This is a genomic window from Vibrio sp. ArtGut-C1, assembly GCF_002105475.1.
Taxonomy (GTDB): Bacteria; Pseudomonadota; Gammaproteobacteria; order Enterobacterales; family Vibrionaceae; genus Vibrio; species Vibrio diabolicus.
This window is the reverse complement of the sequence record NZ_NCTH01000037.1, coordinates 1-23,909: the sequence shown is the minus strand read 5'-3', so window position 1 is coordinate 23,909 and position 23,909 is coordinate 1. Positions and strand designations below refer to the sequence as shown.

The 23,909-nt window shown below is 46.1% G+C and carries 21 protein-coding genes, 2 tRNA genes and 1 riboswitch; of the genes, 10 read left to right on the top strand and 13 right to left on the bottom strand.

The genetic code is table 11. The features are described from left to right. The first annotated feature begins 46 nt into the window (after window positions 1-46). The 4 genes from rarD to ggt all read left to right on the top strand — a co-directional run bounded on the left by rarD (window position 47) and on the right by ggt (window position 4,473). Window positions 47-964 (top strand): EamA family transporter RarD, encoded by a 918-nt coding sequence (rarD, locus tag B7360_RS21775; protein ID WP_006743075.1) that lies wholly within the window; start codon window positions 47-49, stop codon window positions 962-964. A 73-nt stretch (window positions 965-1,037) separates the two neighbouring features. Continuing rightward, window positions 1,038-1,835, top strand: coding sequence for an AraC family transcriptional regulator (locus tag B7360_RS21770; protein ID WP_006743074.1), 798 nt, complete (start codon window positions 1,038-1,040; stop codon window positions 1,833-1,835). A gap of 101 nt (window positions 1,836-1,936) precedes the next feature. Continuing rightward, complete coding sequence (locus B7360_RS21765; RefSeq protein WP_085344607.1) at window positions 1,937-2,608, top strand: LysE family translocator; 672 nt, start codon at window positions 1,937-1,939, stop codon at window positions 2,606-2,608. Between the two features lie 98 nt (window positions 2,609-2,706). Next, entirely contained in the window at window positions 2,707-4,473 is a 1,767-nt protein-coding gene (gene ggt, locus B7360_RS21760; RefSeq protein WP_085344606.1) for a gamma-glutamyltransferase, read from the top strand. 759 nt (window positions 4,474-5,232) lie between these two features. Here ggt and uvrD read toward each other — a convergent pair. Continuing rightward, on the bottom strand, window positions 5,233-7,407 hold the full coding sequence (gene uvrD / locus B7360_RS21755) for a DNA helicase II (RefSeq protein ID WP_005397027.1): 2,175 nt from the start codon (window positions 7,405-7,407) through the stop codon (window positions 5,233-5,235). Window positions 7,408-7,687: 280 nt separating this feature from the next. Between uvrD and B7360_RS21750 the strand changes: the two genes are divergently transcribed. The 4 genes from B7360_RS21750 to B7360_RS21735 all read left to right on the top strand — a co-directional run bounded on the left by B7360_RS21750 (window position 7,688) and on the right by B7360_RS21735 (window position 10,121). Further along, window positions 7,688-7,948 (top strand): DUF2282 domain-containing protein, encoded by a 261-nt coding sequence (locus B7360_RS21750; protein WP_031780600.1) that lies wholly within the window; start codon window positions 7,688-7,690, stop codon window positions 7,946-7,948. Window positions 7,949-8,030: 82 nt separating this feature from the next. Further along, window positions 8,031-8,900, top strand: a complete 870-nt coding sequence (locus B7360_RS21745) for a DUF692 domain-containing protein (protein WP_085344605.1) — start codon at window positions 8,031-8,033, stop codon at window positions 8,898-8,900. After that, on the top strand, window positions 8,897-9,655 hold the full coding sequence (locus tag B7360_RS21740; RefSeq protein WP_085344604.1) for a DNA-binding domain-containing protein: 759 nt from the start codon (window positions 8,897-8,899) through the stop codon (window positions 9,653-9,655). Before B7360_RS21745 ends, B7360_RS21740 begins: the two co-directional genes overlap by 4 nt. A 10-nt stretch (window positions 9,656-9,665) precedes the next feature. Continuing rightward, window positions 9,666-10,121 (top strand): DoxX family protein, encoded by a 456-nt coding sequence (locus B7360_RS21735; protein WP_012841278.1) that lies wholly within the window; start codon window positions 9,666-9,668, stop codon window positions 10,119-10,121. Window positions 10,122-10,148: 27 nt separating this feature from the next. Here B7360_RS21735 and B7360_RS21730 read toward each other — a convergent pair whose 3' ends face one another. Then, window positions 10,149-10,433, bottom strand: coding sequence for a hypothetical protein (locus B7360_RS21730; RefSeq protein ID WP_005397034.1), 285 nt, complete (start codon window positions 10,431-10,433; stop codon window positions 10,149-10,151). Between the two features lie 91 nt (window positions 10,434-10,524). After that, window positions 10,525-11,685 carry a multidrug effflux MFS transporter gene (locus B7360_RS21725; protein ID WP_031780601.1) on the bottom strand — a complete coding sequence of 387 codons (1,161 nt, stop codon included), beginning with the start codon at window positions 11,683-11,685 and terminating at the stop codon, window positions 10,525-10,527. 140 nt (window positions 11,686-11,825) lie between these two features. On the opposite strand from B7360_RS21725, the gene B7360_RS21720 reads away from it, so the two are divergent. Both B7360_RS21720 and B7360_RS21715 read left to right on the top strand, forming a co-directional pair. Further along, window positions 11,826-12,767, top strand: a complete 942-nt coding sequence (locus B7360_RS21720) for a LysR family transcriptional regulator (protein ID WP_006743068.1) — start codon at window positions 11,826-11,828, stop codon at window positions 12,765-12,767. A gap of 202 nt (window positions 12,768-12,969) precedes the next feature. After that, a complete protein-coding gene (locus B7360_RS21715) occupies window positions 12,970-14,760 on the top strand; it encodes an aminopeptidase P family protein (RefSeq protein ID WP_085344603.1) in 1,791 nt (596 codons plus the stop codon). 141 nt (window positions 14,761-14,901) lie between these two features. Here B7360_RS21715 and thiH read toward each other — a convergent pair whose 3' ends face one another. The 10 genes from thiH to B7360_RS21665 form a co-directional block, all read right to left on the bottom strand. Continuing rightward, window positions 14,902-16,014, bottom strand: coding sequence for a 2-iminoacetate synthase ThiH (thiH, locus tag B7360_RS21710; RefSeq protein WP_085344602.1), 1,113 nt, complete (start codon window positions 16,012-16,014; stop codon window positions 14,902-14,904). Between the two features lie 34 nt (window positions 16,015-16,048). After that, window positions 16,049-16,816 (bottom strand): thiazole synthase, encoded by a 768-nt coding sequence (locus tag B7360_RS21705; RefSeq protein ID WP_085344601.1) that lies wholly within the window; start codon window positions 16,814-16,816, stop codon window positions 16,049-16,051. Window positions 16,817-16,821: 5 nt separating this feature from the next. Further along, window positions 16,822-17,076 (bottom strand): sulfur carrier protein ThiS, encoded by a 255-nt coding sequence (gene thiS / locus B7360_RS21700; RefSeq protein ID WP_005378804.1) that lies wholly within the window; start codon window positions 17,074-17,076, stop codon window positions 16,822-16,824. A 38-nt stretch (window positions 17,077-17,114) separates the two neighbouring features. Further along, window positions 17,115-17,888 (bottom strand): HesA/MoeB/ThiF family protein, encoded by a 774-nt coding sequence (locus B7360_RS21695; protein ID WP_085344600.1) that lies wholly within the window; start codon window positions 17,886-17,888, stop codon window positions 17,115-17,117. Beyond that, window positions 17,875-19,290 carry a thiamine phosphate synthase gene (locus B7360_RS21690; RefSeq protein WP_085344599.1) on the bottom strand — a complete coding sequence of 472 codons (1,416 nt, stop codon included), beginning with the start codon at window positions 19,288-19,290 and terminating at the stop codon, window positions 17,875-17,877. Before B7360_RS21690 ends, B7360_RS21695 begins: the two co-directional genes overlap by 14 nt. Continuing rightward, window positions 19,290-21,230: a phosphomethylpyrimidine synthase ThiC gene (gene thiC / locus B7360_RS21685; protein ID WP_085344598.1), complete on the bottom strand. Its 1,941-nt coding sequence runs from the start codon at window positions 21,228-21,230 to the stop codon at window positions 19,290-19,292. The genes B7360_RS21690 and thiC overlap by 1 nt, the downstream gene beginning before the upstream one ends. A 164-nt stretch (window positions 21,231-21,394) precedes the next feature. Beyond that, window positions 21,395-21,493: riboswitch (TPP riboswitch) on the bottom strand. Between the two features lie 60 nt (window positions 21,494-21,553). Continuing rightward, a complete protein-coding gene (crcB, locus tag B7360_RS21680) occupies window positions 21,554-21,937 on the bottom strand; it encodes a fluoride efflux transporter CrcB (protein ID WP_005397071.1) in 384 nt (127 codons plus the stop codon). 124 nt (window positions 21,938-22,061) lie between these two features. Further along, window positions 22,062-23,441 carry a multicopper oxidase family protein gene (locus tag B7360_RS21675; protein WP_085344597.1) on the bottom strand — a complete coding sequence of 460 codons (1,380 nt, stop codon included), beginning with the start codon at window positions 23,439-23,441 and terminating at the stop codon, window positions 22,062-22,064. 239 nt (window positions 23,442-23,680) lie between these two features. Beyond that, a tRNA-Trp gene (locus B7360_RS21670) sits at window positions 23,681-23,757 on the bottom strand. Between the two features lie 61 nt (window positions 23,758-23,818). Then, window positions 23,819-23,895 (bottom strand) — tRNA-Asp (locus B7360_RS21665). Window positions 23,896-23,909 lie beyond the last annotated feature (14 nt).

The window sequence follows — 23,909 nt, the reverse complement described above, 5'->3', positions numbered from 1 at the left end:
GTATACTGATTTTCTGCTCTATAAACACACAATTAGGTGACACCTCATGACACCAGAAGACGAACAACAACGCGCTCGGCAAGGTATCTTGCTGGCGATTGGTGCCTATACCATGTGGGGCATTGCGCCGATGTATTTTAAATCCATCGCACAAGTATCCCCTTTGGAGATTCTGAGCCACCGGGTGATTTGGTCTTTCTTTTTGCTTGCCGCACTCCTTCACTTTGGCCGTCACTGGCGCTCGGTTTACTACATCGCGAAAGACAAAACGAAGATCGCTTACCTGATCGCAAGTTCTGTATTAATTGGCGGAAACTGGCTGATTTTCATCTGGGCGGTCAATTCCAATCATATGCTTGACGCGAGCTTAGGCTATTACATTAACCCATTAATCAATGTCTTGCTCGGCATGGTCTTTTTGGGAGAGCGACTTCGTAAGTTGCAATGGTTTGCTGTCGTATTAGCGGGCTGTGGTGTACTGGTCCAATTGATTGTATTCGGCTCCGTGCCCGTTGTTGCGATGGCGTTAGCAATGAGTTTCGGCTTCTATGGCCTCTTAAGGAAGAAAGTCAGTGTCGATGCAAAAACAGGATTGTTTATCGAAACATTACTTCTTCTGCCTGTCGCCGCCGTGTATCTGCTGTTTATTGCAGAAACCCCAACGTCGAATATGCTCACTAACCCGTTAGCATTAAATAGCTTGTTGATTGCAGCAGGGGTGATTACCACACTGCCCCTACTTTGTTTTACGGGTGCGGCAACAAGACTCAAATTATCAACATTGGGCTTTTTCCAGTACATTGGCCCAAGCTTAATGTTCTTACTTGCAGTACTGATGTATGGCGAACCCTTTACCATGGATAAAGCGATTACCTTTGCCTTTATTTGGGGAGCGCTAGTCGTATTTAGCTTTGATGGACTGCGCAACAACCGTCGCTCACGCCGAATCGTTCAGCCACAGTGATCGTTTTTTACAAGACAAGTTAGAAATTGCCAGATAAGCTTGGTCATAATGTGACCAAGCTTTTTTGTATGTAATGGAACAGATTCAATACTACGCAACCGACCATGATCAGCTGAGCCTGATCGAGGCGAAATACCAGAAGTTTGCTTTTCAAAGGCACTATCATCTGGATTTTCACCTCGGTCTGATCACGCATGGCACGCAAAAGTTCCAATATCAAGGCTGTAGCCATCAAGTGGGTCATGGCCAAATCGTAATTATGCCGCCAGATGAACTGCACGATGGGCACTCTAAGCTCGAAAGTGGCTATGAAGTGAATGTATTTGCGATCGAGCCGCACCTACTCAGCGATCTTGCCGATCTTAGTCAAAATGGTCAAATAATCCGCTTTAATGAATTGATCATCTCCGATCCACAGATATTTTCACAACTTAGTAACTTGCATGCTCTTCTTCGCCGCGAGAACCTCAGCCAACTCACCAAAGATTGCCTTCCTTTTGAAGGATTTAATCAACTTTTTGATCGCTACGGATCACTCGCGAGGCAAAAAGTGGTCCCTCTTGGGAAACAGTCTTTGCATACCTTAAAAGATTACTTAATGGCGAATCTCGACCAAACGGTTCGTTTAGATGCACTATCAGAGCTCTGCCAACTGAGCCCCACGCAATTTCAACGCCATTTCAAAGCGCAAACGGGTATGACTCCCTACGCTTGGTTTGCTCGCTTGCGATTAGAACAAGGAATGAAACTACTCCAAGCAGGATGGTGTGGTACGGACGTCGCCTATCAAGTGGGCTTTTATGATCAGGCCCACTTTAGTAAAGCGTTTAAACAAACCTATGGCGTCTCGCCTTCACAAGTGGCACGCTAATATCTCATACGCTGTGGTATTCAGTACTGCTAGTTTTTTACAAGCACTACCGAATAAGAATCACGACAATAGCTCATATCCACTATGTTTTGAGATGTGTTATGAATGAATCGACTATCCTTTTAACGATTGCCAGTATCCACTTCATTGCCTTAATGAGCCCAGGTCCGGATTTTGCGCTTGTGGTACAAAATGCCACCCGTCATGGCCGTCAAACTGGCTTATACATTGCGCTTGGCTTATCAGTCGGTATTTTGCTGCATTCTTTATTCAGCATAACGGGGGTTAGCTATTTAGTTCACCAGCATCCTCTGCTCTACTCCGTCTTACAATTGCTTGGGGGCAGCTATCTGTTGTATTTGGGTATCGGTGCACTGCGCGGCGTGATCGCGACGATCAAAAACCCACTTTCTGATCAGCCAAGCAAAAACAGTAACCTTGTGATCGGTAATAAACGTCAGGCGTTTACCAAGGGGTTCGCAACCAATATTCTCAACCCCAAAGCCTTAGTATTTTTTGTGAGTTTAATGTCGAGCCTTGTCCCAGTGGGCATGTCGGTGACAGGAAAAGGAATTGCTCTGGTGATTTTGTTTGGTTTATCGCTACTCTGGTTTTCTAGCCTTGCATGGATGCTGTCAACGCAGCGCTTGCAAACAAGATTGCAGCAAGCCGGCATTTATATAGATGGTTTATGTGGTGTGGTATTTACCCTAGTTGGCAGCAGTATTTTAGTGCAAACCTTCCGCTCCTTTCTCGATAACTCTCTGATTTAAAAGCGTCGCACACTCGACATTTCTTTAATAGGAAACTCGACGACTATCTCCGTGGCTGCCAAGCTGAATAACCTTAGTTGGCAACATGGAGAGTCATCATGCAATGGACATTTAACCGACTCGTACTCTCGGGTCTTTTTCTTACTTCCCCTTTCACCTTCACTGGACAAGCCTTCGCTAACCAAGCTGCAGATTCGGTCGCACCAGAGCACAGCACTGGCATTGAGCAAAAGCAACTGGTCAAAGCTAAAGATTATATGGTTACCGCTGCTAACCCATTGGCGACTCAAGCGGGTGCAGACGTACTTGAGCAAGGCGGGAATGCGATAGATGCCATGGTCGCGGTGCAATTGATGCTTGGCTTAGTTGAACCCCAGTCATCAGGTATTGGTGGCGGTGCGTTCTTAGTGTATTGGAATAGCGAAAAGCAAAAACTGACCACTTACGACGGGCGTGAAACCGCCCCCCTCGCCGTAACGCCAAAGCTATTTTTAGATGAGAACGGTCAGCCATTGCAATTCTACGATGCCGTGGTTGGTGGACGCTCTGTCGCAACACCAGGCACCGTGAAACTATTGTGGGATACCCACCAGAAATACGGCAAGCTGGAATGGAAAAAGATCATTCAGCCTGTTATCTCGCTTGCGGAGCAAGGATTCAAAGTCAGTCCTCGCCTAGCAAGCTTGATAGAAAAAGACGCCGAGCGTTTATCACGCTTTCCAGTCACAAAAGCCTATTTCTTTAACTCGGATGGCTCGCCAAAAACCGAAGGTACGCTATTAAAAAACCCTGAATACGCACAAACGCTGAGTGCTATTGCTAAGCAAGGCGCCCAAGCCTTCTACCATGGGGACATAGCCAGAGACATTATCAAGACGGTACAAAACGCGCCAGGCAACCCCGGCGTATTAGCCCAACTCGACTTTGATACCTACCAAATCAGACAACGTGAGCCGGTTTGTGCAGCATACCAAAGCTATGACATTTGCGGCATGGGACCACCAAGCTCTGGCGCGCTCACCATTGGTCAGATTTTGGCGATCACTGAACAGTACGATCTCAAAGGCTGGGGGGCTAACAGCATTAAATCTTGGCAAGTACTCGCCGATGCATCGCGTCTAGCGTTTGCTGACCGTGGTAAATACATGGCAGACCAAGATTACGTGCCGATGCCAACGCAAGGCTTGCTTGATAAAAGCTACCTCCAGCAGCGAGCAGAGCTGATCCAAGTCGGCAAAGCACTAAGCAAAGTTGAAGCGGGCAATCCTCCGTGGTCGCACGCAATGAACTTAAGCATGGACGAGTCCATTGAACTCCCTTCCACCAGCCATTTCAATATCGTCGATAAGCAAGGCAATGTGGTTTCCATGACGACCACCATTGAGAATGCGTTTGGCTCGCGCTTAATGGTGCGTGGCTTCTTGCTCAATAATGAACTGACCGATTTTTCTTTCCGTACTCATAATGACGGAATCCCAATCGCCAACCGCATAGAACCAGGCAAGCGTCCACGATCTTCAATGGCCCCGACCATTATGATGAAAGATAACAAACCTTACATGGCGATAGGTTCTCCGGGTGGCAGTCGAATCATCGGTTACGTGGCGCAAACCATCATTGCCCACACGCAATGGGATATGGATATCCAACAAGCAATCAATCAACCACGATTACTCGACCGTTTTGGCACCTTAGATATTGAACAAGGTACCGCTGCAGAAGGCTTACAGCCAGAGCTGGAGAAGATGGGCTTTAAAACCAATGTTCGTGATTTGAATTCTGGACTGCATGCGATACGCATAACAAAAGATGGACTAGAAGGTGCCGCAGATCCTCGTCGAGAAGGAGCAGCAATCGGCAAATAGGCCTGTTTTGCTCGACTCCTTGTGCGAGATCTCTCACAAGGAGTGGAGCAAACCTCTCTTTTTTAATGGTAAAACAGCCCACAAATAACCATAAGACATTGAATAATATAAACATGTTTATTTTTCAAACGCTTTTAATTGAGAAAAATGTGGGCTTCGACCATTGTTGAGAATCGTGAAGAGCGTAATATGAACCTTGTCGGAAGGATGCTGACACGGAACAGGAAACACCACGGATTTGGTGAACTTCAGGAAGAAGAAACGGGTATTCAGGATGAATAGTCGGGCATGGATTGCAAAACTGGACATTGAACGGAATCAATAGCAACTAGGACGGTTGCTACTAAGGACGGGAAATGGACACCTCTGGACGAGGAAAGGACTGAACATCAGGATGATGTCATGGACACCGCTCAGGGAACAAGTGATGAGAGCTAACGAGGATGGTTAGCAGACCAGGATAAGGTCAAGGACACCGCTAGGAAGGCGACGAAAGGATTAAGCTGAAGGAATGCAGCACGCTATCAAGGATTTGATGCATGGAGCACTTTTAGTAGCTGGATTGCTGCGAGTAAGACTATAACCCCGACGGGCGTAAGCCCTCGGGGTTTTTCTTTGTCTAAAGATAAGCGATTTAGACCAAGAGCCTTTTCGAATAGCGTCATTTAGCTCCCTATCTTTCAGCATTTTGTTGATTCCAAACAGCCAAAACAGAAAGAGCCACCGAAGCAGCTCTTATGTTCATTTTTTCACAAAGCCCTACAGCTTCTCCAGTCTCGCGTAAGCGGTGACTAACCATTTAATGCCTTCACCGTTGAAAGCAATCTGCACTCGGCTTTGTGGGCCACTGCCCTCAAAGTTGATGATCGTTCCTTCACCAAATTTCGGATGCATCACACGAGAACCTAGTGAAAAACCAGTCTCATTGAAGTTTTCTTTTACTGCGGTTTGGCTAAAACGTCCACTACTTGAAGGGCGACTCACTTGCGCCTTCATGCGCACTTCATCCAAACACGTTTCTGGTAATTCACGAATAAAGCGCGATGGTTTGTGGTATTTGTCCTGGCCATATAGGCGACGCATTTCCGCGTAAGTAATGTAGAGCTTTTGCATCGCGCGCGTCATGCCCACATAACACAGGCGGCGCTCTTCTTCTAAACGCCCTGCCTCTTCAGCGGACATCTGGCTTGGGAACATACCTTCTTCCACACCGACCATGAATACCAATGGGAATTCCAAACCTTTCGCACTATGCAGCGTCATCAGTTGGACTGCATCTTCAAATTCGTCCGCCTGACCTTCGCCCGCTTCCAGAGCCGCATGCGTTAAAAATGCCGTCAGCAGAGACATTTCTTCCGCTTCTTCTGGTTTTTCGAATTGGCGAGTGGCGGTAACCAGCTCCTCCAAGTTTTCTATGCGAGCTTTAGACTTTTCGCCCTTCTCTTGCTCATACATCGCAAACAAACCCGAGTACTTGATCACGTGGTCCGTTTGCTCATGCAATGGCATTTCTAGTGTATCGTCTTCCAACGCGGTGATTAATTCGACAAAACGACTTAACGCACCAGCTGCTCGACCCGTTAATACTTGCTCATCGAGCATTGCCAGACTGGCTTCCCACATAGTGCACCCTCTATCACGAGCTGCACGACGGATAGTCTCTAGCGTCTTATCGCCCAGACCACGTGTTGGGGTATTCACGACACGTTCAAACGCGGCATCATCGTTGCGATTCGCCATCAAACGCAAGTAGCTCAACGCATCTCTGATTTCTTGACGCTCGAAGAATCGCATGCCTCCGTAAATACGGTACGGTAAGCCTGCCTGAATTAATGCTTCTTCCAAAACACGAGATTGCGCGTTGTTACGATACAGCATCGCAGCATCATTCAATGCGCCGCCATTCTCTTGCCACTCTTTGATTTTATTGACCGCAAAGCGCGCTTCGTCAAGCTCGTTATAAGCGCTGTAAACCGAGATCGGCTCGCCCACATTGCCATCCGTCCACAGCTCTTTACCCATACGTTCAGTGTTGTTCGCAATCAAGGTATTGGACGCTTCAAGAATCGTCTTGGTCGAACGATAGTTTTGTTCGAGACGAATGGTGTTCACGCTCGGAAACTCCAGCGTGAACTTCTCAATGTTCTCGACTTTTGCACCGCGCCAACCATAAATTGACTGGTCGTCGTCACCAACAATCATCACGTGACAATCTGGGCCAGCCATCATGCGTAGCCAAGCGTATTGAATGTTGTTTGTGTCTTGAAATTCGTCAACCAAGATATGTTTAAAGCGTGCTTGGTAGTGTTCACGCACAAACTTGTTGTCACGCAGTAGCTCATGCGCGCGCAGCAAAATTTCCGCAAAGTCCACTAAGCCAGCACGATCACACGCTTCTTGGTAAGCGGTATACAGCTGCAAATAAGTTTTGGTCACTGGATCGTGATAAGCGTCGATATGCGATGGGCGTAATCCTTCGTCCTTCTTACCATTAATCCACCATGAAACTTGGCGTGCAGGCCACTGCTTTTCATCCAAGTTTTGTGCTTTGATCAAACGCTTTAACAAGCGCTGCTGATCATCGCTGTCTATGATTTGGAAATCTTCCGGTAGCTTGGCATCAAGATAGTGTGCACGCAAAATGCGGTGACAAATACCGTGGAAAGTCCCATTCCACATGCCAGATGCACTGCCCATCATCAACTCTTCAATACGACCACGCATTTCTGCTGCCGCTTTATTGGTGAAGGTGACCGACATGATCGAGAAAGGAGAAGCTTGCTCGACTGACATAAGCCAAGCGATACGGTGAACAAGAACGCGAGTCTTACCACTCCCTGCACCAGCAAGGACAAGTAAGTTTTCTAGAGGAGCTGCAACGGCTTCACGCTGTTTATCGTTTAGACCGTCGAGTAATAGAGATGGATCCATCATGATGAGCTACTGGTTATTTATACATAAAAACCGATTATAACCTAAACAGCTGGGTGCTGTTTAGACAAAACTTGATAAAAAATTCGTTGTTTTTTTAATCTTTCATTCAAAGAGTTAACGAAGGTAATCACTCCAAAACCATTCGCGAGAGTTATTTTTATGAAAGTTTTTCTGCCTCATCTCTATCTTTTAATTTAAGCAGGTGGATAAAGGTTGTACGCCAAACGGCGAATCGACTTGCCGAATGAAAGTAAAAGGAAATCACTCAGAGGAAATTATGATGAAAAAATCGAATCTTGCTGTTACTGCTGCTGTTACTGGCCTTCTTGCTCTCGGTGGCACCATGCTCACCGCAGCCCCTGCTGTCGCAGCAGAAAAAGAAAAGTGTTATGGCGTGGCGAAAGCCGGTAAAAATGACTGCGCAACGAAAAACAGCTCTTGCGCGGGCACCTCTAAAGAAGACAACCAAAAAGATGCTTTTGTTGTCGTTCCTAAAGGATTGTGTGACAAATTGGCTGGCGGTAGCACCAGCGGCTCATAACTCAACATCACAAGTTTCTGTGGGGCGCGTTGCACTTTAACCAACGCCCCCAGTTACTCGCCAATCAGAAAAGGAGTTTCACGTGAAACATCACTCTTTCCATCCTCTTGCTGGCGTCGGATTACGTTCCCCTCATCTCGATTATTTTAGCCAACACAAACCTGAGCTGTCGTGGCTAGAAATCCACAGCGAGAACTACTTTCAGCCCAACTCAGTAGAGCGCCATCAACTACAAGCATTACGCGAGCACTACCACATCAGTTGCCACGGTATTGGTTTATCGCTGGGCTCGGTGGAACGTGTGAATACGAAACATTTAGCGCAACTAAAAGCATTGATAAATACAATTGACCCGCTCTTCGTCTCTGACCATTTAAGCTGGAGTGAAAATGGTGGTCACTACTTCAATGATCTACTTCCCTTGCCTTACACGGAAGAAGCGCTGCAAGTCTTCACTCGTAACGTGCTTGAAGTGCAAGAATACCTACAACGTGAAATCTTAATTGAGAACCCATCTAGTTATGTGAAGTTTCACCATTCAACCATCAGCGAATGGGATTTTCTTACCGAAGTGCAAAAGCGCACCGACTGTCGTTTATTACTCGACTTAAATAACGTATATGTTTCCGCCTTCAATCACGGTTTTGATTGCGACACATACCTAGATGCGATTCCAGCCGACAAAGTCGACGAGATTCATTTGGCAGGTTTTACTATTAAGCCGTTGGATAAAGGTGAGATTTGGATTGATACTCATAGCCGCCCCGTCAGTGATGAAGTATGGCAGCTGTTCGTCAGTTGGACACAAAAACACGGCCCTCGCCATACGCTGATTGAATGGGATTTGGATATTCCTGCACCAGAAATACTTCTTGGCGAAGCAGAAAAAGCATCCTCACTATTGCAGAAAAATCATTTGATTGACCAAAAGAGCAAAAGGAAAGCGTCATGAATCTTGCGACCTTGCAGAGTCAATTTGCTAAAGCCCTACATTATCAAGCGCTCGGTGAAGAATGCGACATTGTGAGTGATAAGTTTACTGCAGATGAACGCATACAGATTTACCGCAATAACTTTATCATCAGCTTGAGTGAGGTATTGGCAGCGACCTACCCAATGGTTGAAGCCTTAGTTGGAAAAGAGTGCTTCGATCAAATTGCTCGCCAACACGTACTTTCTCACCCCTTAGCTGAAGGTAATGTCGTACATTATGGTGCTGGCTTTCAAGATACGATTATGCAGTTTAGTCAGGTCATGACCCAAGCCCCGTACACTCCTGAAGTCGCAAGGTTTGAATGGCATATGGACTTAGCTCGACAAATACAGAATGAGAAAGTCGAAAAACCAAATCGAATCCCTTTATCTGCACTTACCCAAGTGACGGAAGAACAACAACCTCAATTGGTGTTTCATTTGCGCACTGGCAGTCGCAGCTTTGACTCAAACTACGCCGTATTTGATCTCTTTCATGCGATTCAATACCAAGAGTTTGAACAGCTCAATATCAATCAATTACAGCGAGGTGTCATCTCGATTCAAGCTAATGGAGAAGCTCAATGTCACGCACTCGATACCGATGTTTTTCAACTGCTGCAATGTTTAGAGCAGAAGCAGAGTTTGAGCGAAATACCCGAAGCTTTGCTCGTTCACCTTAATAGCATCATGGCACTCGATCTCGTTGACGGCTTTACATTGAAATCAATCTAAGGAGCACTCTATGACGAATACAGTTAAAAACTTAGTCAATCGGTACGACGACTTGATCAATACCTTACAAGCTGGCTTTGTCCCTTTACTACTTCTCTTTTGTCGCTTATGGGTTGCATGGGTGTTCTTCAATTCAGGGTTAATCAAAGTTTCTTCTTGGGATAGCACGCTGTATCTATTCGAATTGGAATACCAAGTACCACTTTTGCCTTGGGAGTTAGCGGCCTACATGGGAACGGCTGCCGAGTTGATTCTGCCAGTATTTTTAGCGTTGGGATTAATTACCCGCCCGATGGCTGCGATTCTATTTGTGTTCAATATCATCGCGGTCATCTCTTACCCGGTACTGTGGGAAAAAGGGTTCTATGACCATCAGTTGTGGGGATTCATGATTTTAGTGGTCATCGTATGGGGACCGGGAGTTATCTCTATTGACCATGTTATAAAGAATAAGTTGACGCGATAAAAAAATCCCCGCAGTGGCGGGGACTTTTTATTGTTTATTTAAGTAAGCAAGAAGCTCATCAGCTGAGATGCCCTGTTGAGCAAGATCTTTTGCCAACAGCTCAACTTGTTCACCTTTGCGCGACTCAATCACTTGCTGGAATTGGTACACGATATCACGCAAAATTGGCAGAGGTACTTGTTTAGCCGCACTACGAATACGCTCGGAGCTTTGATTACCCAGCTCATTAAGCAACTTGCCAAACATCACCTTTTCTGGTGAATCTTCCATTTGCTCTAGAATACGAGCCATTTCATACGTGGTTAACGACATTACTTTTTGAGTTCCGTTATGGTGTCAGGAAAAGTCTGAACGACAAATATACACGCCTTACTTACATTGGAAAATACTAAATTACACTGTTTTACGCTTTCGCAAAGCTTGAATGCCAGTTCTTACCTGCTTTTGTAAACAGAACCACCAACGCAGGCAATAGAACCCACATATGAATTGCGATCAGTGTTTGAGGCTCCAAAGATAAACGCTGCAACGTACCAACCAACAAACCAGAGCCACTCATTTGGAACAACCCAAGCAGTGCCGCAGCCGTACCCGCTTTGTCACCAAACGGTTCCAATGCTTTCCCTGCCGCTGCACCCAGAATGAATGCAAAACCCACTGACGACATGAAAATAGGTAGCATGAAAGAAAGCGCTGTATTCTGACCATTCATCACTAGCATGATCACACCTGCGAGGCCCAGAGTTGAGATCCCGGTGACCAAGGTGTTGTGCGTGCCAACGCGCTCCATAAACTTAGGCGCCAACATACATGCCGCAATGTTTATCACCGCATTCACACCAAACCAGAAAGTGAATTCATTCATCGACAGCCCCATCCCCGTCATCAATACCGACGGTGCTGAGGTAACGTAAGCAAGAATAACCGCCATCGCCATCAAGCATAATGACGCATGGAAAACAAAAGATGGCGTACTAAGCACTGCCCAATAACGGCTGAGCTTAAACACGGCTTGCTTTTCCGTTGATGGGTTAGTCTCTTTCATCATGAAAAACATCAATGAACCGGACACAACGGCAAAGCCCGCCATAAAGCTGAAGTTAGCTCGCCAATCAAATTGCTGAGTTAACCAACTACCTAGAATTGGAGCTAATGCCGGAATAAAACAAATCGCGCCGTTAAGATAGCTGATCATTTTGCCGCTTTTTTCCGGGCCAAAGATATCGCGAACTGTTGCAAAGGCTGCTACCGATGTCGCACACGCACCTAAGCCTTGTAGCAGTCGGGAAACCAACATCCATTCAATATTTTGAGCACTCCACGCCAATAAAGCGCTCATCGCATAGATAGTGATACCGCCCAATGCAACAGTTCGACGTCCGAGTTTATCTGCCAAAGGGCCAGCAAACAGTTGCCCTACACCCATCGCAAATAAGAACCAAGTGATTGTGTCTTGTGCTAGCGCATTATCGACCTGAAAAGTGGAAGCAATAAGAGGTAAAGCAGGTAGATAAATATCAATCGCAAGAGGACTGAAAAGAACCAAAAGGGTCAATAACGCCATCTGTTTTTTACTATTAGAAAACTGGCTAGGCACACAACACTCCGAATTGGATAAAGAACTTTGGATAGAGCTTAATCATCTGATGATATGAATGGAAATGATGTATAATCATGAGCATTATTCCTTAAAGGAAATTCACCGTGAACGTCGAAAAACTGGCTCGTATCGATTTAAATCTATTGGTCTGTTTTAAAGTTTTGATAGAAGAGTTAAATGTCACCCGAGCCGCCCACCGACTGTGCTTGAGTCAGTCTGCCGTGAGCAAATCACTGGCTAAACTGCGCATCCAATTTGATGACCCGCTTTTCACCCGAAACTCGCATGGATTAACACCAACGCCGCGCGCATTGTTTCTTAAGCCGAAACTGGATCTGTTGATAAACCAGTTAGAAGTACTGACTCAACCAGAAGAGTTCTCTCCACAAAGTAGCGAATACCGTTTTCAAATAGCAGCGGTTGAAAGTGTTTACCCTCTGATTCTACCCCATTTCTTACCGGCGATTTTTCAGCAAGCCCCTGGGGTAACGATCAGCACTCACCCTTGGTCCGATAATACTTTTAAAATGCTGCAACGTGGAGAGCTAGACTTAGGCTTAACTGGAAAAGATATCGATATTAATGATGCCAAGCTGACTCTGCTGCCACCCGATGACATATGCGAACTGGAAATTTATCGAGATCACCAGATGTGTATTATTCGCAAAAATCACCCAGCATTAAAACAGCCTTGGAACCTCGAAGCGTATCTCGCCCTGCGTCACGTACAAGTGCGTTGTGACGGCAACGACCGTTGGCTGTTAGATTATCGCCTTGCCGATATTGGAGCCGACCGGGATATTGCCGTCACCGTCCCCGACTTTAATAGTGCCGCAAGTTTATGTTCCTACACTGACTTTATTTTTACCGCTCCAAGCCATTTTGTGCAGCTCGCTGCTAAACAGCTTGATTTGGTCGTACTACCACTCCCGCTAGAATTTCCACCTATGGCATACACTTTATTCTGGCACCGAGACAGAGAAAACGACCCTGCATTGGGTTGGCTACGTACGATGATCACACAAAAAACCGATCACCTTAGATAAAAATACCGCTCTCAATTTGCGCTTAGCGGGTAAAATGAGTAGCTTAACTGTCGTAGTCCTTTTTGGCTCATCTATGGCCTAGTTGTACTCCGACTCAACCTAAGTCATTGCAAACTTGCGTTGATCATAAACTGCATGAAGCAGAAGGAAACAGCTCCCACACCTGAGCATGAAGGAGCGATAATTTGAAGGAATAAAACAGATGCACAACGAAACTCTCAGCCGCGTGAATGCGATTCGCGAATGGCTTATACAACATAATATTGATGCCCTACTGGTTCCGCACGAGGACGAGTATTTGGGTGAATACGTCCCAGCGCACAACGAGCGCTTACATTGGTTAACAGGCTTTACAGGCTCTGCTGGTGCCGCCGTCATCACCAAAGAGAAGGCAGCTATGTTTGTTGATGGCCGCTATACCGTTCAAGTCACCAAACAAGTCCCTGGTGACCTATTTGAATATCGTCACCTTATTGAAGAGCCAGCTTTAGATTGGGTTCTAGACAACCTGCCAACGAACGCATCTGTCGCAATTGATCCTCGTATGCACAGCTCAGCTTGGCTAGACATGGCACAAGCTAAACTAGCTGGAAAGCTTGAGCTAAATATTCTGACCAATAACCCAATTGATGAGTTGTGGCATGACCGCCCAGCGCCTGTTGTCTCTGATGTTCGCCTGATGCCAACAGAAGCCGTCGGTCAATCAAGTGAGAGTAAGCGTCAAGAGATCGCCCAACTGGTAAAAAAAGCGGGTGCAGATAGCGCTGTGATCACAGCATTAGATTCTATTTGTTGGCTGCTGAATGTACGTGGTTTGGATGTATCACGCCTACCAGTTCTGCTTTCTCACGCGATTCTGCATGCCGATTCAAGCGTGGAATACTTCCTCGATCCTGCTCGTCTACCTGCTGAATTTGCTGCTCATGTTGGTGCGGGTATGACCGTTCACCACCCAGAAGCACTTCAATCTCGCCTTGAAGCCATGACAGGTAAAAAGGTATTAGTTGACCCTGCAATCAGTAACGCTTGGTTTAAGCTAGTACTACAAAACTCTGGTGCGTCCGTGATTGCAGCAGCAGACCCATGTCTGATGCCAAAAGCGGCGAAGAACTCGGTTGAAATTGCCGGTATGAAGGCGTGTCATATCCGCGATGGCGTGGCAATGAGCAAGTTCCTATGTTGGTTAGATGCGGAAGTTGCTGCTGGTAACCTGCATGACGAAGCGACATTAGCAGACAAACTGGAAGCATTTCGTAGCGAAGACCCTACGCTAATGGATCTCAGCTTCGATACCATTTCAGCGGCAGGCGGCAACGCGGCCATGTGTCACTACAATCACGAGAACCAACCTGAACCTGGTAAGTTAGAACTGAACACGCTTTACCTTGTGGACTCAGGCGGTCAGTACCTCGATGGCACTACCGATATCACGCGTACTATCGCGATTGGTCAACCTTCTGCAGAAATGAAGAAGCAATTTACGTTGGCGCTGAAAGGTCATATTGGCGTTGCTCGAGCTCGTTTCCCGAAAGGCACACGTGGTTACCAAATCGATACACTAGCTCGTCAGCACCTATGGGCGGAAGGCTACGATTACGATCACGGCACTGGCCACGGTGTGGGCCACTTCCTAAGTGTGCATGAAGGCCCAGCAAGCATTTCGAAGAAGCAAATTGATGTGCCTCTATTAGAAGGTATGGTGCTATCAAACGAGCCAGGTTACTACCGTGCAGATGCGTTTGGTATCCGTATTGAGAACCTAGAGCTTGTTGTTGAAACACCGACTAACGGTGACTTCCCTGTCCTGTCATTTGAGTCGCTAACACGCTGCCCAATAGACAAACGCAACATCAACGTTGATATGCTAACTCGTCCAGAACTTGCTTGGCTGAATGAGTACCACCAAAAAGTATGGGATGAGATCAGCCCGCTAGTCGAAGGTGATGTTAAAGAGTGGCTTCGTCAGGCAACGCTACCTGTAGCACACAGCTAGAAGCTAGAAGCTAGAAGCTAAAAGCTAAAAGCTAAAAGCTAAAAGCTAAAAAAAGTAGAGGGTTGATGTTTTGCATCAACCCTCTTTCTTTTCCTATGTTTCACGTGAAACATAACGATGACCAGTGGCTTTATTTGCTGATTAACCAGAATACGCCGAGTGCCAATCTCGCCATACAGGATCAAAGCCTTTGGCTCGAATCATATCTTCCACAGAACCAGCACTTCGCTCATCACTGATCTCAAACTGCTCGAGTTCAACATCATCCATCGCATAACCACCCGGCTGAGTTTTAGATGCAGCAGACATACTGGTGATACCTAACGGTAATGCATTGTCTCTGAACTTTGGTGATTCACGAGTCGATAATGACAACTCCACTTCTGGATTCAACAAACGATAAGCGCAAATCAACTGAACAAGCTGCTTATCCGTCATGACTGATTTGGGTTGGAGCGCGCCCTCACAAGGACGTAAACGTGGGAAAGAAATTGAGTAACGAGTCTGCCAATACGTGCGCTCGAGATAGTCCAAGTGCGCTGCCACATAAAAGCAGTCGGTACGCCACTCTTCCAATCCTATCAAAGCGCCAATACCGATCTTATCAATACCCGCTTTTGCAAGACGATCGGGTGTATCTAATCGGTATTCGAAATCCATCTTATTACCACGCAAATGGTGCTCGGCATACGTCGAAGGATGATACGTTTCTTGATAGACCATCACCGCATCCAAACCCAATGTCTTTAGCTCTGCGTATTCGTCTTGATCTAGCGGCTGCACTTCCATCGCCAAATAATTAAAGCGTTGCTTAATCATCGGCACCATTTTGCGGAAGTATTTCATGCCCACTTTGGTTTCGTGTTCGCCAGTCACCAGCAATACGCTATCGAACTTCATGCGTTTAATGGCTTCAACTTCTGCTGCCACTTCGTCCCTATTCAAGGTACGACGCTTGATCTTGTTCTCCATTGAGAAGCCGCAATAAGTACAAGCATTGGCACACAAGTTGGAAAGATACAATGGAATGTAAAGCGACATGGTATTGCCAAACCGCTTGCGAGTTGCTGAGTATGACAGCTGAGCCATTTGCTCTAAATATGCTTCAGCCGCTGGTGAAATTAGCGCTTTAAAGTCTTCCAAATCACGCTTGGGTTTATTCAATGCTCGCTCGACATCTTGTGCCGTTTTCGCGTAGATCGACATCGAAATGTCATCCCAATTCAGCTGCTTAAATTGTTCAACGAAGCTCATGTTTTCCTCGCTTAATAGCTAAACCAATCTAGGATTAAAGCTCATCTAGGAATGACGTCAGTGGACTCGACGCAACCGCATGAGAAACCTTACCCGCAAGTCCGGCTTCATAAGCCATACGCCCCGACTCTACCGCCAACTTAAATGCCTTCGCTATCGCAACGGGATCGCTCGAAGCTGCAATCGCGGTATTGACGAGCACGGCATCCGCGCCCATTTCCATCGCACGCGCGGCATGTGAAGGAGCACCGATACCCGCATCCACAACCACAGGAACATTAGCTTGGTCGATGATGATCTCTAGGAAATCGTGAGAAACTATCCCTTTGTTAGAACCGATCGGCGCACCTAATGGCATGACCGCAGCACAACCTACTTCTTCCAGTCGTTTACATAGAACCGGGTCAGCATGACAATAAGGAAGCACAATGAAACCTTCACGAACCAGTTGCTCAGCGGCTGCTAGTGTCTCAATAGGATCGGGCATCAAGTACTTCGGGTCTGGGTGAATTTCCAGTTTTAGCCAGTTAGTCCCCAACGCTTCTCGCGCCAGTTGTGCAGCAAACACAGCATCTTTAGCATTCTTTGCACCTGAGGTGTTCGGCAATAAGTTCACACCCGCTTGTACTAGCGGCAGCAAAATATCGTCTTGTTGGTCGTTCACATCCACACGCTTCAACGCCATGGTCGCAAGTTGAGATCCCGACACTTGAATCGCTTCTGCCATTAATCGGCTGTTGGCAAACTTCCCTGTTCCCGTGAACAGTCTTGATTCGAATTGTTTATCACCAATTTTAAGCATCGACTTTAACCCCCTGCGATCGCTTGAAACAAAGAGATGCTATCTCCCTGTGAAAGAACTGTGCTAGCCCACTCACTGCGCGGCACAACATTGTTATTAATTGCAAAAACACAGCCCATTTCAGGCAGCGCAAATTGACTAATGATTTGCTGTAGATTCGACTCACTGGCAACTTGATGTGACTGGTCATTGATGACAATAGTGATCACATCTAAGTCAGCAGCGGTCATTTGTGTTGTTTGTTGTTCTGATAACGTCATTGCTTCCAACTCTCTTAACTCTGCCCATTACTCGTAAGCTAAATCTGAGCACACACTTGGCACTGTTTGTCTTTGCTTATCGCCATGGTTTGCCATTGCAGCTTCAATCCATCGAACAGGTGTAACTTGGCAGTCTCGACATGAAACTTTCCCGTCGCCAGTTTTTGAATTGCCGCTATCGCTTGGTAGTTGCCAAGTGTGCCCACCACCGGACCGACGACACCGCTCTCACTGCACTTTTGCGTTTGCGGTAATTCGTCGAACGGATACAAACAGCGGTAACAGGCTTTACTCTGCGCTTCTTGTTCACTTGGTGTTTGGTAATCAAAGACAGCGAATTGTCCTTGCCAACCAATTGCCGCTGCTGAAATGAGTGGCGTATTTTGCACGAAACAAACTTGGTTAATGAGCTGGCGCGTTGGCATGTTATCGGTGCAGTCGAGCACCACATCCGCTAGCATCACCTCAAGCTGCAGCTGTGCTTTGTCTAATCGCTTATTGAGAGCACGAACTTGGACCATAGAATTAAGTTCAGTGAGTTGCTTTACAGTCGCTTCTGTTTTCGCAACTTGGAGGTCTTGTTCACGATAAATGATCTGACGCTGTAGGTTACTGCTATCAACTTCATCGTCATCGACCACAACCAATTTACCAACACCCGCTGATGCCAAGTACAAACTCGCTGCGCTCCCTAACCCACCACAACCGATGATCAGCACATGCGATTTGCTCAAACGCTCTTGCCCAATTTCGGCAATTTCAGGCAGAGCGAGTTGGCGCTGATAGCGAAGGAACTGCTTATCCGTGAGCATGCTCGCCTCTCTTGGTATCCGCCAATTCATCATTCTGATCAGTAAACGTTAGCTGTCTTTCCTTCATCAGTTGTGCGAAGAACTCGATGACGGACTGAGGTGATTCTGCCAACGTAATAGCACGCACAACTGCCAAACTAGAGACGCCCGTGCGCCAAACTTGGTCTGCATTAGATTGGTCAATACCACCAATCGCAACCGTCGGAAAGCCAAGCACATAGTCACTACCTACTTTGTCTTTTGAAGGACGGAAAGCAGCCTCTGTATTTGTATAAGGAATGCTATCAATCAACTTTTGATACAAAGCCAAGCGCACCAAACCTTGTGGTTTCGATGGCATCTGTTTAGTGGTGGTTGGGAAAATATGCCCTAGCGCGATGTAACTAGGATGAATTTGTACGATGCGCAGTAGCTCATAATAACCATGAGTAGAAAGACCAAGACGAATGCCGGCTTTGGTTAGCTGAGCCAAGTTCGATTCTTCTATGTCTTCTTGTCCTAGGTGAACGCCATAAGCGCCATGCTTGATTGCCAACTGCCAATAGTCATTGATGAACACTTGTGCTTGATACTGACGACCTAGCTCAATTGCTCGAATGATCTGTTGTTCTAAATCGGCTTGTTGTGGGTTCTTGATTCGCAGTTGAATAGTGTTGATGCCTAAAGGCAGTAAACGCTCAATCCAAGCAACATCATCAACGACTGGATAGAGCCCTAGACTTTGCTTAGTTAGAGTTGGAAAGCTAACGCTCTCGCCTTGTGCAGACCAACCAACTTGAATACCTAGTCGGTTATCCTCCAGTACAGGTGTGGGGAAATCATCAAATTGGTCAGCCCACTGAGTAGATCGTCCCTCATCAAGGTTGTCATTCAACAGTGTTTCACGTGAAACATTCGCTTGTTGAGTTAGCATTCCTCGAGCAAGTGTTAACGCATCTTCGATAGGAAAATCGAGTACTGTCAGCGTTACTATCCAAGCAAGGTGATGTTCAGGATCGAACATTGCGTTGAATTTGGACTTAACGGAAAGCGCTCTCACTTCGTTGTTAATTGGGTGACGCCAGATATCAAGCTGAAGCATTTTCTCCTTTTCATCGGATACCTGAGTATCAGCAATACCAATATAAATCGCTTTCGACGGTTGCTTAGCACACGCTTCTACCGACAAAGCAGAACGGTAATAGAGCACAAATGAACTCTCATGCTCAGAGTCATAACCATCAATAAGATCTGTCGTTATGCGTGTGGTCTGTTGGTCGCGAACAAGCTGAATAGATTGAGTTGGGCTCACACCCAACTCAATGTCTTCGATGCTAAAACCCTGTTCTCTCGCCAACAACAAACATTGTTGAACTAAACCTGTTAGCTCAATCAATGATGACGGAATAAGGATTTTGCTCATTAGTCACTTACCTCGGCATGTGCTGCTGGGTGGTATAGCTCGGAGCCTGACTCTCTAAATTCTTGCGATTTCTGACGCATCCCCTCAAGAGGATCATCCAGCATTTTGATTGAGATAGCTTGGTCCGCAGCAACTTGCTCAGTATCTTTCGCGTATTCTCGAACCTCTTGCGAAATCTTCATCGAGCAGAACTTTGGTCCGCACATCGAACAGAAGTGAGCAACTTTTCCCGACTCTTGAGGCAAGGTTTCATCATGGAAAGCGCGAGCGGTTTCTGGGTCGAGTGACAAGTTGAATTGGTCTTCCCAGCGGAACTCGAAGCGAGCTTTAGAAAGCGCGTTATCACGAACTTGTGCGCCTGGATGCCCTTTCGCCAAATCAGCAGCATGAGCAGCAAGCTTGTAAGTGATCATGCCTACCTTCACGTCCTCTTTGTTTGGTAAGCCAAGATGCTCTTTAGGAGTTACATAACAGAGCATCGCACAGCCATACCAGCCAATCATGGCAGCGCCAATGCCTGAAGTAATATGGTCGTAACCAGGAGCAACGTCTGTTGTCAGTGGACCAAGGGTGTAGAACGGTGCTTCATGACAGTGCTCTAACTGCTCTTCCATATTCTCTTTGATCATATGCATTGGAACATGACCAGGACCTTCGATAATCACCTGTACGTCGTATTCCCACGCAATCTTGGTTAACTCACCAAGGGTACGAAGCTCAGCAAATTGCGCTTCGTCGTTCGCATCGGCAACCGAACCAGGACGCAGACCATCACCGAGAGATAGTGCGACATCATACTTAGCACAGATTTCACAGATCTCTCGGAAATGGGTGTATAAGAAGCTTTCTTGGTGATGCGCTAAACACCATTTCGCGATGATAGAACCACCACGAGAAACGATGCCAGTAACGCGCTTTGCAGTCATTGGCACATAGCGAAGTAGTAAACCGGCATGGATAGTGAAGTAATCAACGCCCTGCTCTGCTTGCTCAATCAGAGTATCGCGCATCACTTCCCAGTTAAGATTTTCGGCAACTCCATTCACTTTTTCCAGCGCTTGATACATAGGTACGGTACCGATCGGAACCGGGCTGTTACGCAGAATCCATTCTCGAGTTTCATGAATATTGCGACCTGTGGAGAGATCCATAACAGTATCGCCACCCCAGCGTGTCGCCCAAACGAGCTTCTCAACTTCTTCCTCAATCGAAGACGTCACCGATGAGTTACCGATATTGGCGTTCACTTTGACCAAAAAGTTACGGCCAATGATCATTGGTTCGGATTCTGGGTGGTTGATATTAGAAGGGATAATCGCGCGACCTTCGGCAACTTCTTTGCGAACAAACTCGGCGGTAATGTCTTTTGGAAGATTAGCTCCAAAGCTTTGACCAGGATGCTGTTGATTCAGCACATCATCACGGTACTTGGCACGACCCATGTTTTCACGCAGCGCGATGAATTCCATTTCTGGGGTGATAATACCTTTGCGAGCATAGTGCAGTTGAGTGACGCATTGCCCATCTTTGGCACGTCGAATACGTGGTAGATTACCGTAACGAAGATCGTCTAGTGTTTCGTCTTCTAAGCGTTCTTTGGTGTACACCGAGCTTACTTCATCAAGTAACTCTGTGTCACCACGCTCTTCAATCCAGCTTTCTCTTAGCTTTGGTAAGCCGCTATAAAGGTCAATATCGTAGTTCGGATCAGTATAAACACCTGACGTATCGTAGACTCGGACGGCTTCATTCGGCTCGAAAATAGGCGCCTCTTTTGTGCCACCAATCAGACTATCTGCTAGCGCTATTTCACGCATAGGTACACGAACATCTGGACGTGAACCTTCTACATATACTTTTGTGGAATTTGGGTACGGCTGTACCGAGAGTGTTTCAATAAACTGTTTTGCTTCCAGTCTCGCTTGTTTGCGACTCGACATAGCATTTTTCCTTGCTTTGTTATACTAGATAAAAAGTAATTGGATAAAAATGCTTGGCGGATAGATGCGACAAGAGGAGTCAAATTAAGGCTAAATAAAGCTTAAGTAATTTGCCTATAACAACATTCGACTATTTGATAGGTCAACCAGAAAGAACTCCGGTATAAATATCTTCTCTTGTTCCCTTCGCAGATTCTAATCTGATCAGGTTCAACGGATCCCGAATTAACGGTCTCAGCCTTATGGCACTCCGACAAGTGATATCAGTATATAAAAACGGCCTGGTTAAACCAAGCCGACCTGTTTAATTTTTAACTACTTTGCTAGCTGCGCATCAATAATTGGAAACCGATCCACGCAGCAGAGATGCTCAGCACCACATTTAATAAAATATTTAACCCCATCTTAAAAAATGCACCTTGCTGCATAAGTAAAACATTATCCATAGAAAAGGTGGAAAACGTCGTCAGTGCCCCTAAAAATCCCAAACCAATCACTTGTCGCCAAGGTTCTGTTGCCAACAGTTCATTGTCGAACGCAGCAATCAACAAGCCCATTATAAATGAACCAACCACATTAACGGTTAACGTACCGTATGGAAAACCACGCCCCAATAAAATGACACACAGTTCAGATATCAAGTAACGAGAACACGCACCAAAAGCACCACCTAGCGCAATAAAACCAAGAATGGAAAACTGCCCCATAATTCCCCCCAACACTATTGATGACGATATTGTAACCAAAACTAAAGCGATATTGATGGTGAAATTTTAGAATTCGACAACGTATTGCATTTAAAACACGCTGAGATTAAAAAAGTTACAGGAGTCACTTTACTTCAATATACCCCATCAAACCGGTTTTCATATGCTCAATAACATGGCAGTGATACATCCAACGTCCAGGGTTGTTAGCAACAAAGGCAGCTTTGGCACTGCCATTTTTTCCAAGTAAAACCGTATCGGTATGGAACGGTTCGTCAAGTTTCTTGCCATCTAACTCAAGAACAGTAAATGTATGCCCATGAAGATGAATAGGATGATGATATTGAGTAACGTTCTTCAAATTGAAGATATAGGTTTTTCCAAGTTCCAATTTTGAAAGTGGTGCTGGGATATTATCTTTACTCATTCCCTCCCAAGCTCGTTTGTTCATCAGCCAGAATTTAGGTATCGCTTTGCCCGATTTATCGGCAGGAGTGATCGCCCCCTCCCATTCAAACACATAATCGATTTGCTCCGCATTTTCCAAATCAAGATCAGGCACAGGGTTGAGAGGCAATAAAGGCAGTTTCTTGTTGCTTGGCAGGTCAGACTCAACAACTTCAAACTCACACAAAGAGAATGGGAAGCGCCCTTTCATTTGACGCACATAAACACGCTCTCCAGCCTTCGGAGCAATCAATCCGATATCCAATCTCATTCCCGGACCAATTTTGTGTTGAGTGAGCCTATAAGGCGTTTTAACTGGATTGCCATCGATAGCAATAACCCAAGCCTCTGTGCCTTCAATCGCGATCGGATAGGTAATGGTGTTATCGACATTAGCAATTCTTAATCGCGTAGTCGCGTTCTGCTCCAGCGTATAAACAGGCTCATGAATACCATTGACGCTACTCCACTCTCCTGGCGTTCCCATACGTGCACTCAAGCGCGGCACCATTAGGTTCTTCCACTGTCCTTGCTTGTCTAAATGCCAATGCTTGAGGACGACTTCATGCTCTTCATCAAACTGAACAGGCTCAGCCTCTTCAACAATTATTAGCCCAACCAACCCCATACCAAGCTGCTTAACGCTGTTCATGTGTGGGTGATACCAAAACGTACCTGCATCTGGCGGTGTAAATTCATAAACGAATGTTTCACCCGGCATGATAGGCGGCTGACTTAAGAAAGGTACACCATCCATTTCAATGGGGATTCGCAGGCCATGCCAGTGAATTGTAGTTGGCTCTGAAAGCTTGTTGGTAAATCGGATAATAACTTTCTCACCTTGGCGACAGCGAATCGTAGGCGCTGGAATCGAACCATTAAACGCGAGTACGTCTGTGTTAAACCCTGGGACCAATTCTGCAGTAGAAGGCTCTGCAGTGATATCGTATATATGTTGCCCCTTATTAGTACTCCGAGATAGAGAACATGCAGGTAGAACGGTAAGCGCGGAGATTGCTAAGGATGATTGAAGGAAGCGTCGACGAGATATATCCATACATAGTTACCCATTAATCCAGATCGGTTGAGTGTAACTAAATATAAATAATGATTCTCAATTATTACTAACATTTCGGAGCACTTGCTTATAACGAATAGTCTAATTGGTTGGTGAGTCCGAGTAGCTAATAAATACTTATAAAGAACAGCAGGTAGCAGAAAGGCATATAGGTAGGATGAGAGGACACATGCATAGTGGCAAGCAGATACANTGACCTAAGTCAGAGCCTTGATATATGGCAGGGGTGGAGAGATTCGAACTCCCAACACGCGGATTTGGAATCCGCTGCTCTGCCAATTGGAGCTACACCCCTGTAGAATTCTTATATTCTAGATTTGACAAAACCTCGCATGGGCGAGGTTGTCGATATTAAGTGGCGGAGTGGACGGGACTCGAACCCGCGACCCCCGGCGTGACAGGCCGGTATTCTAACCAACTGAACTACCACTCCGCAGTGGTATCACT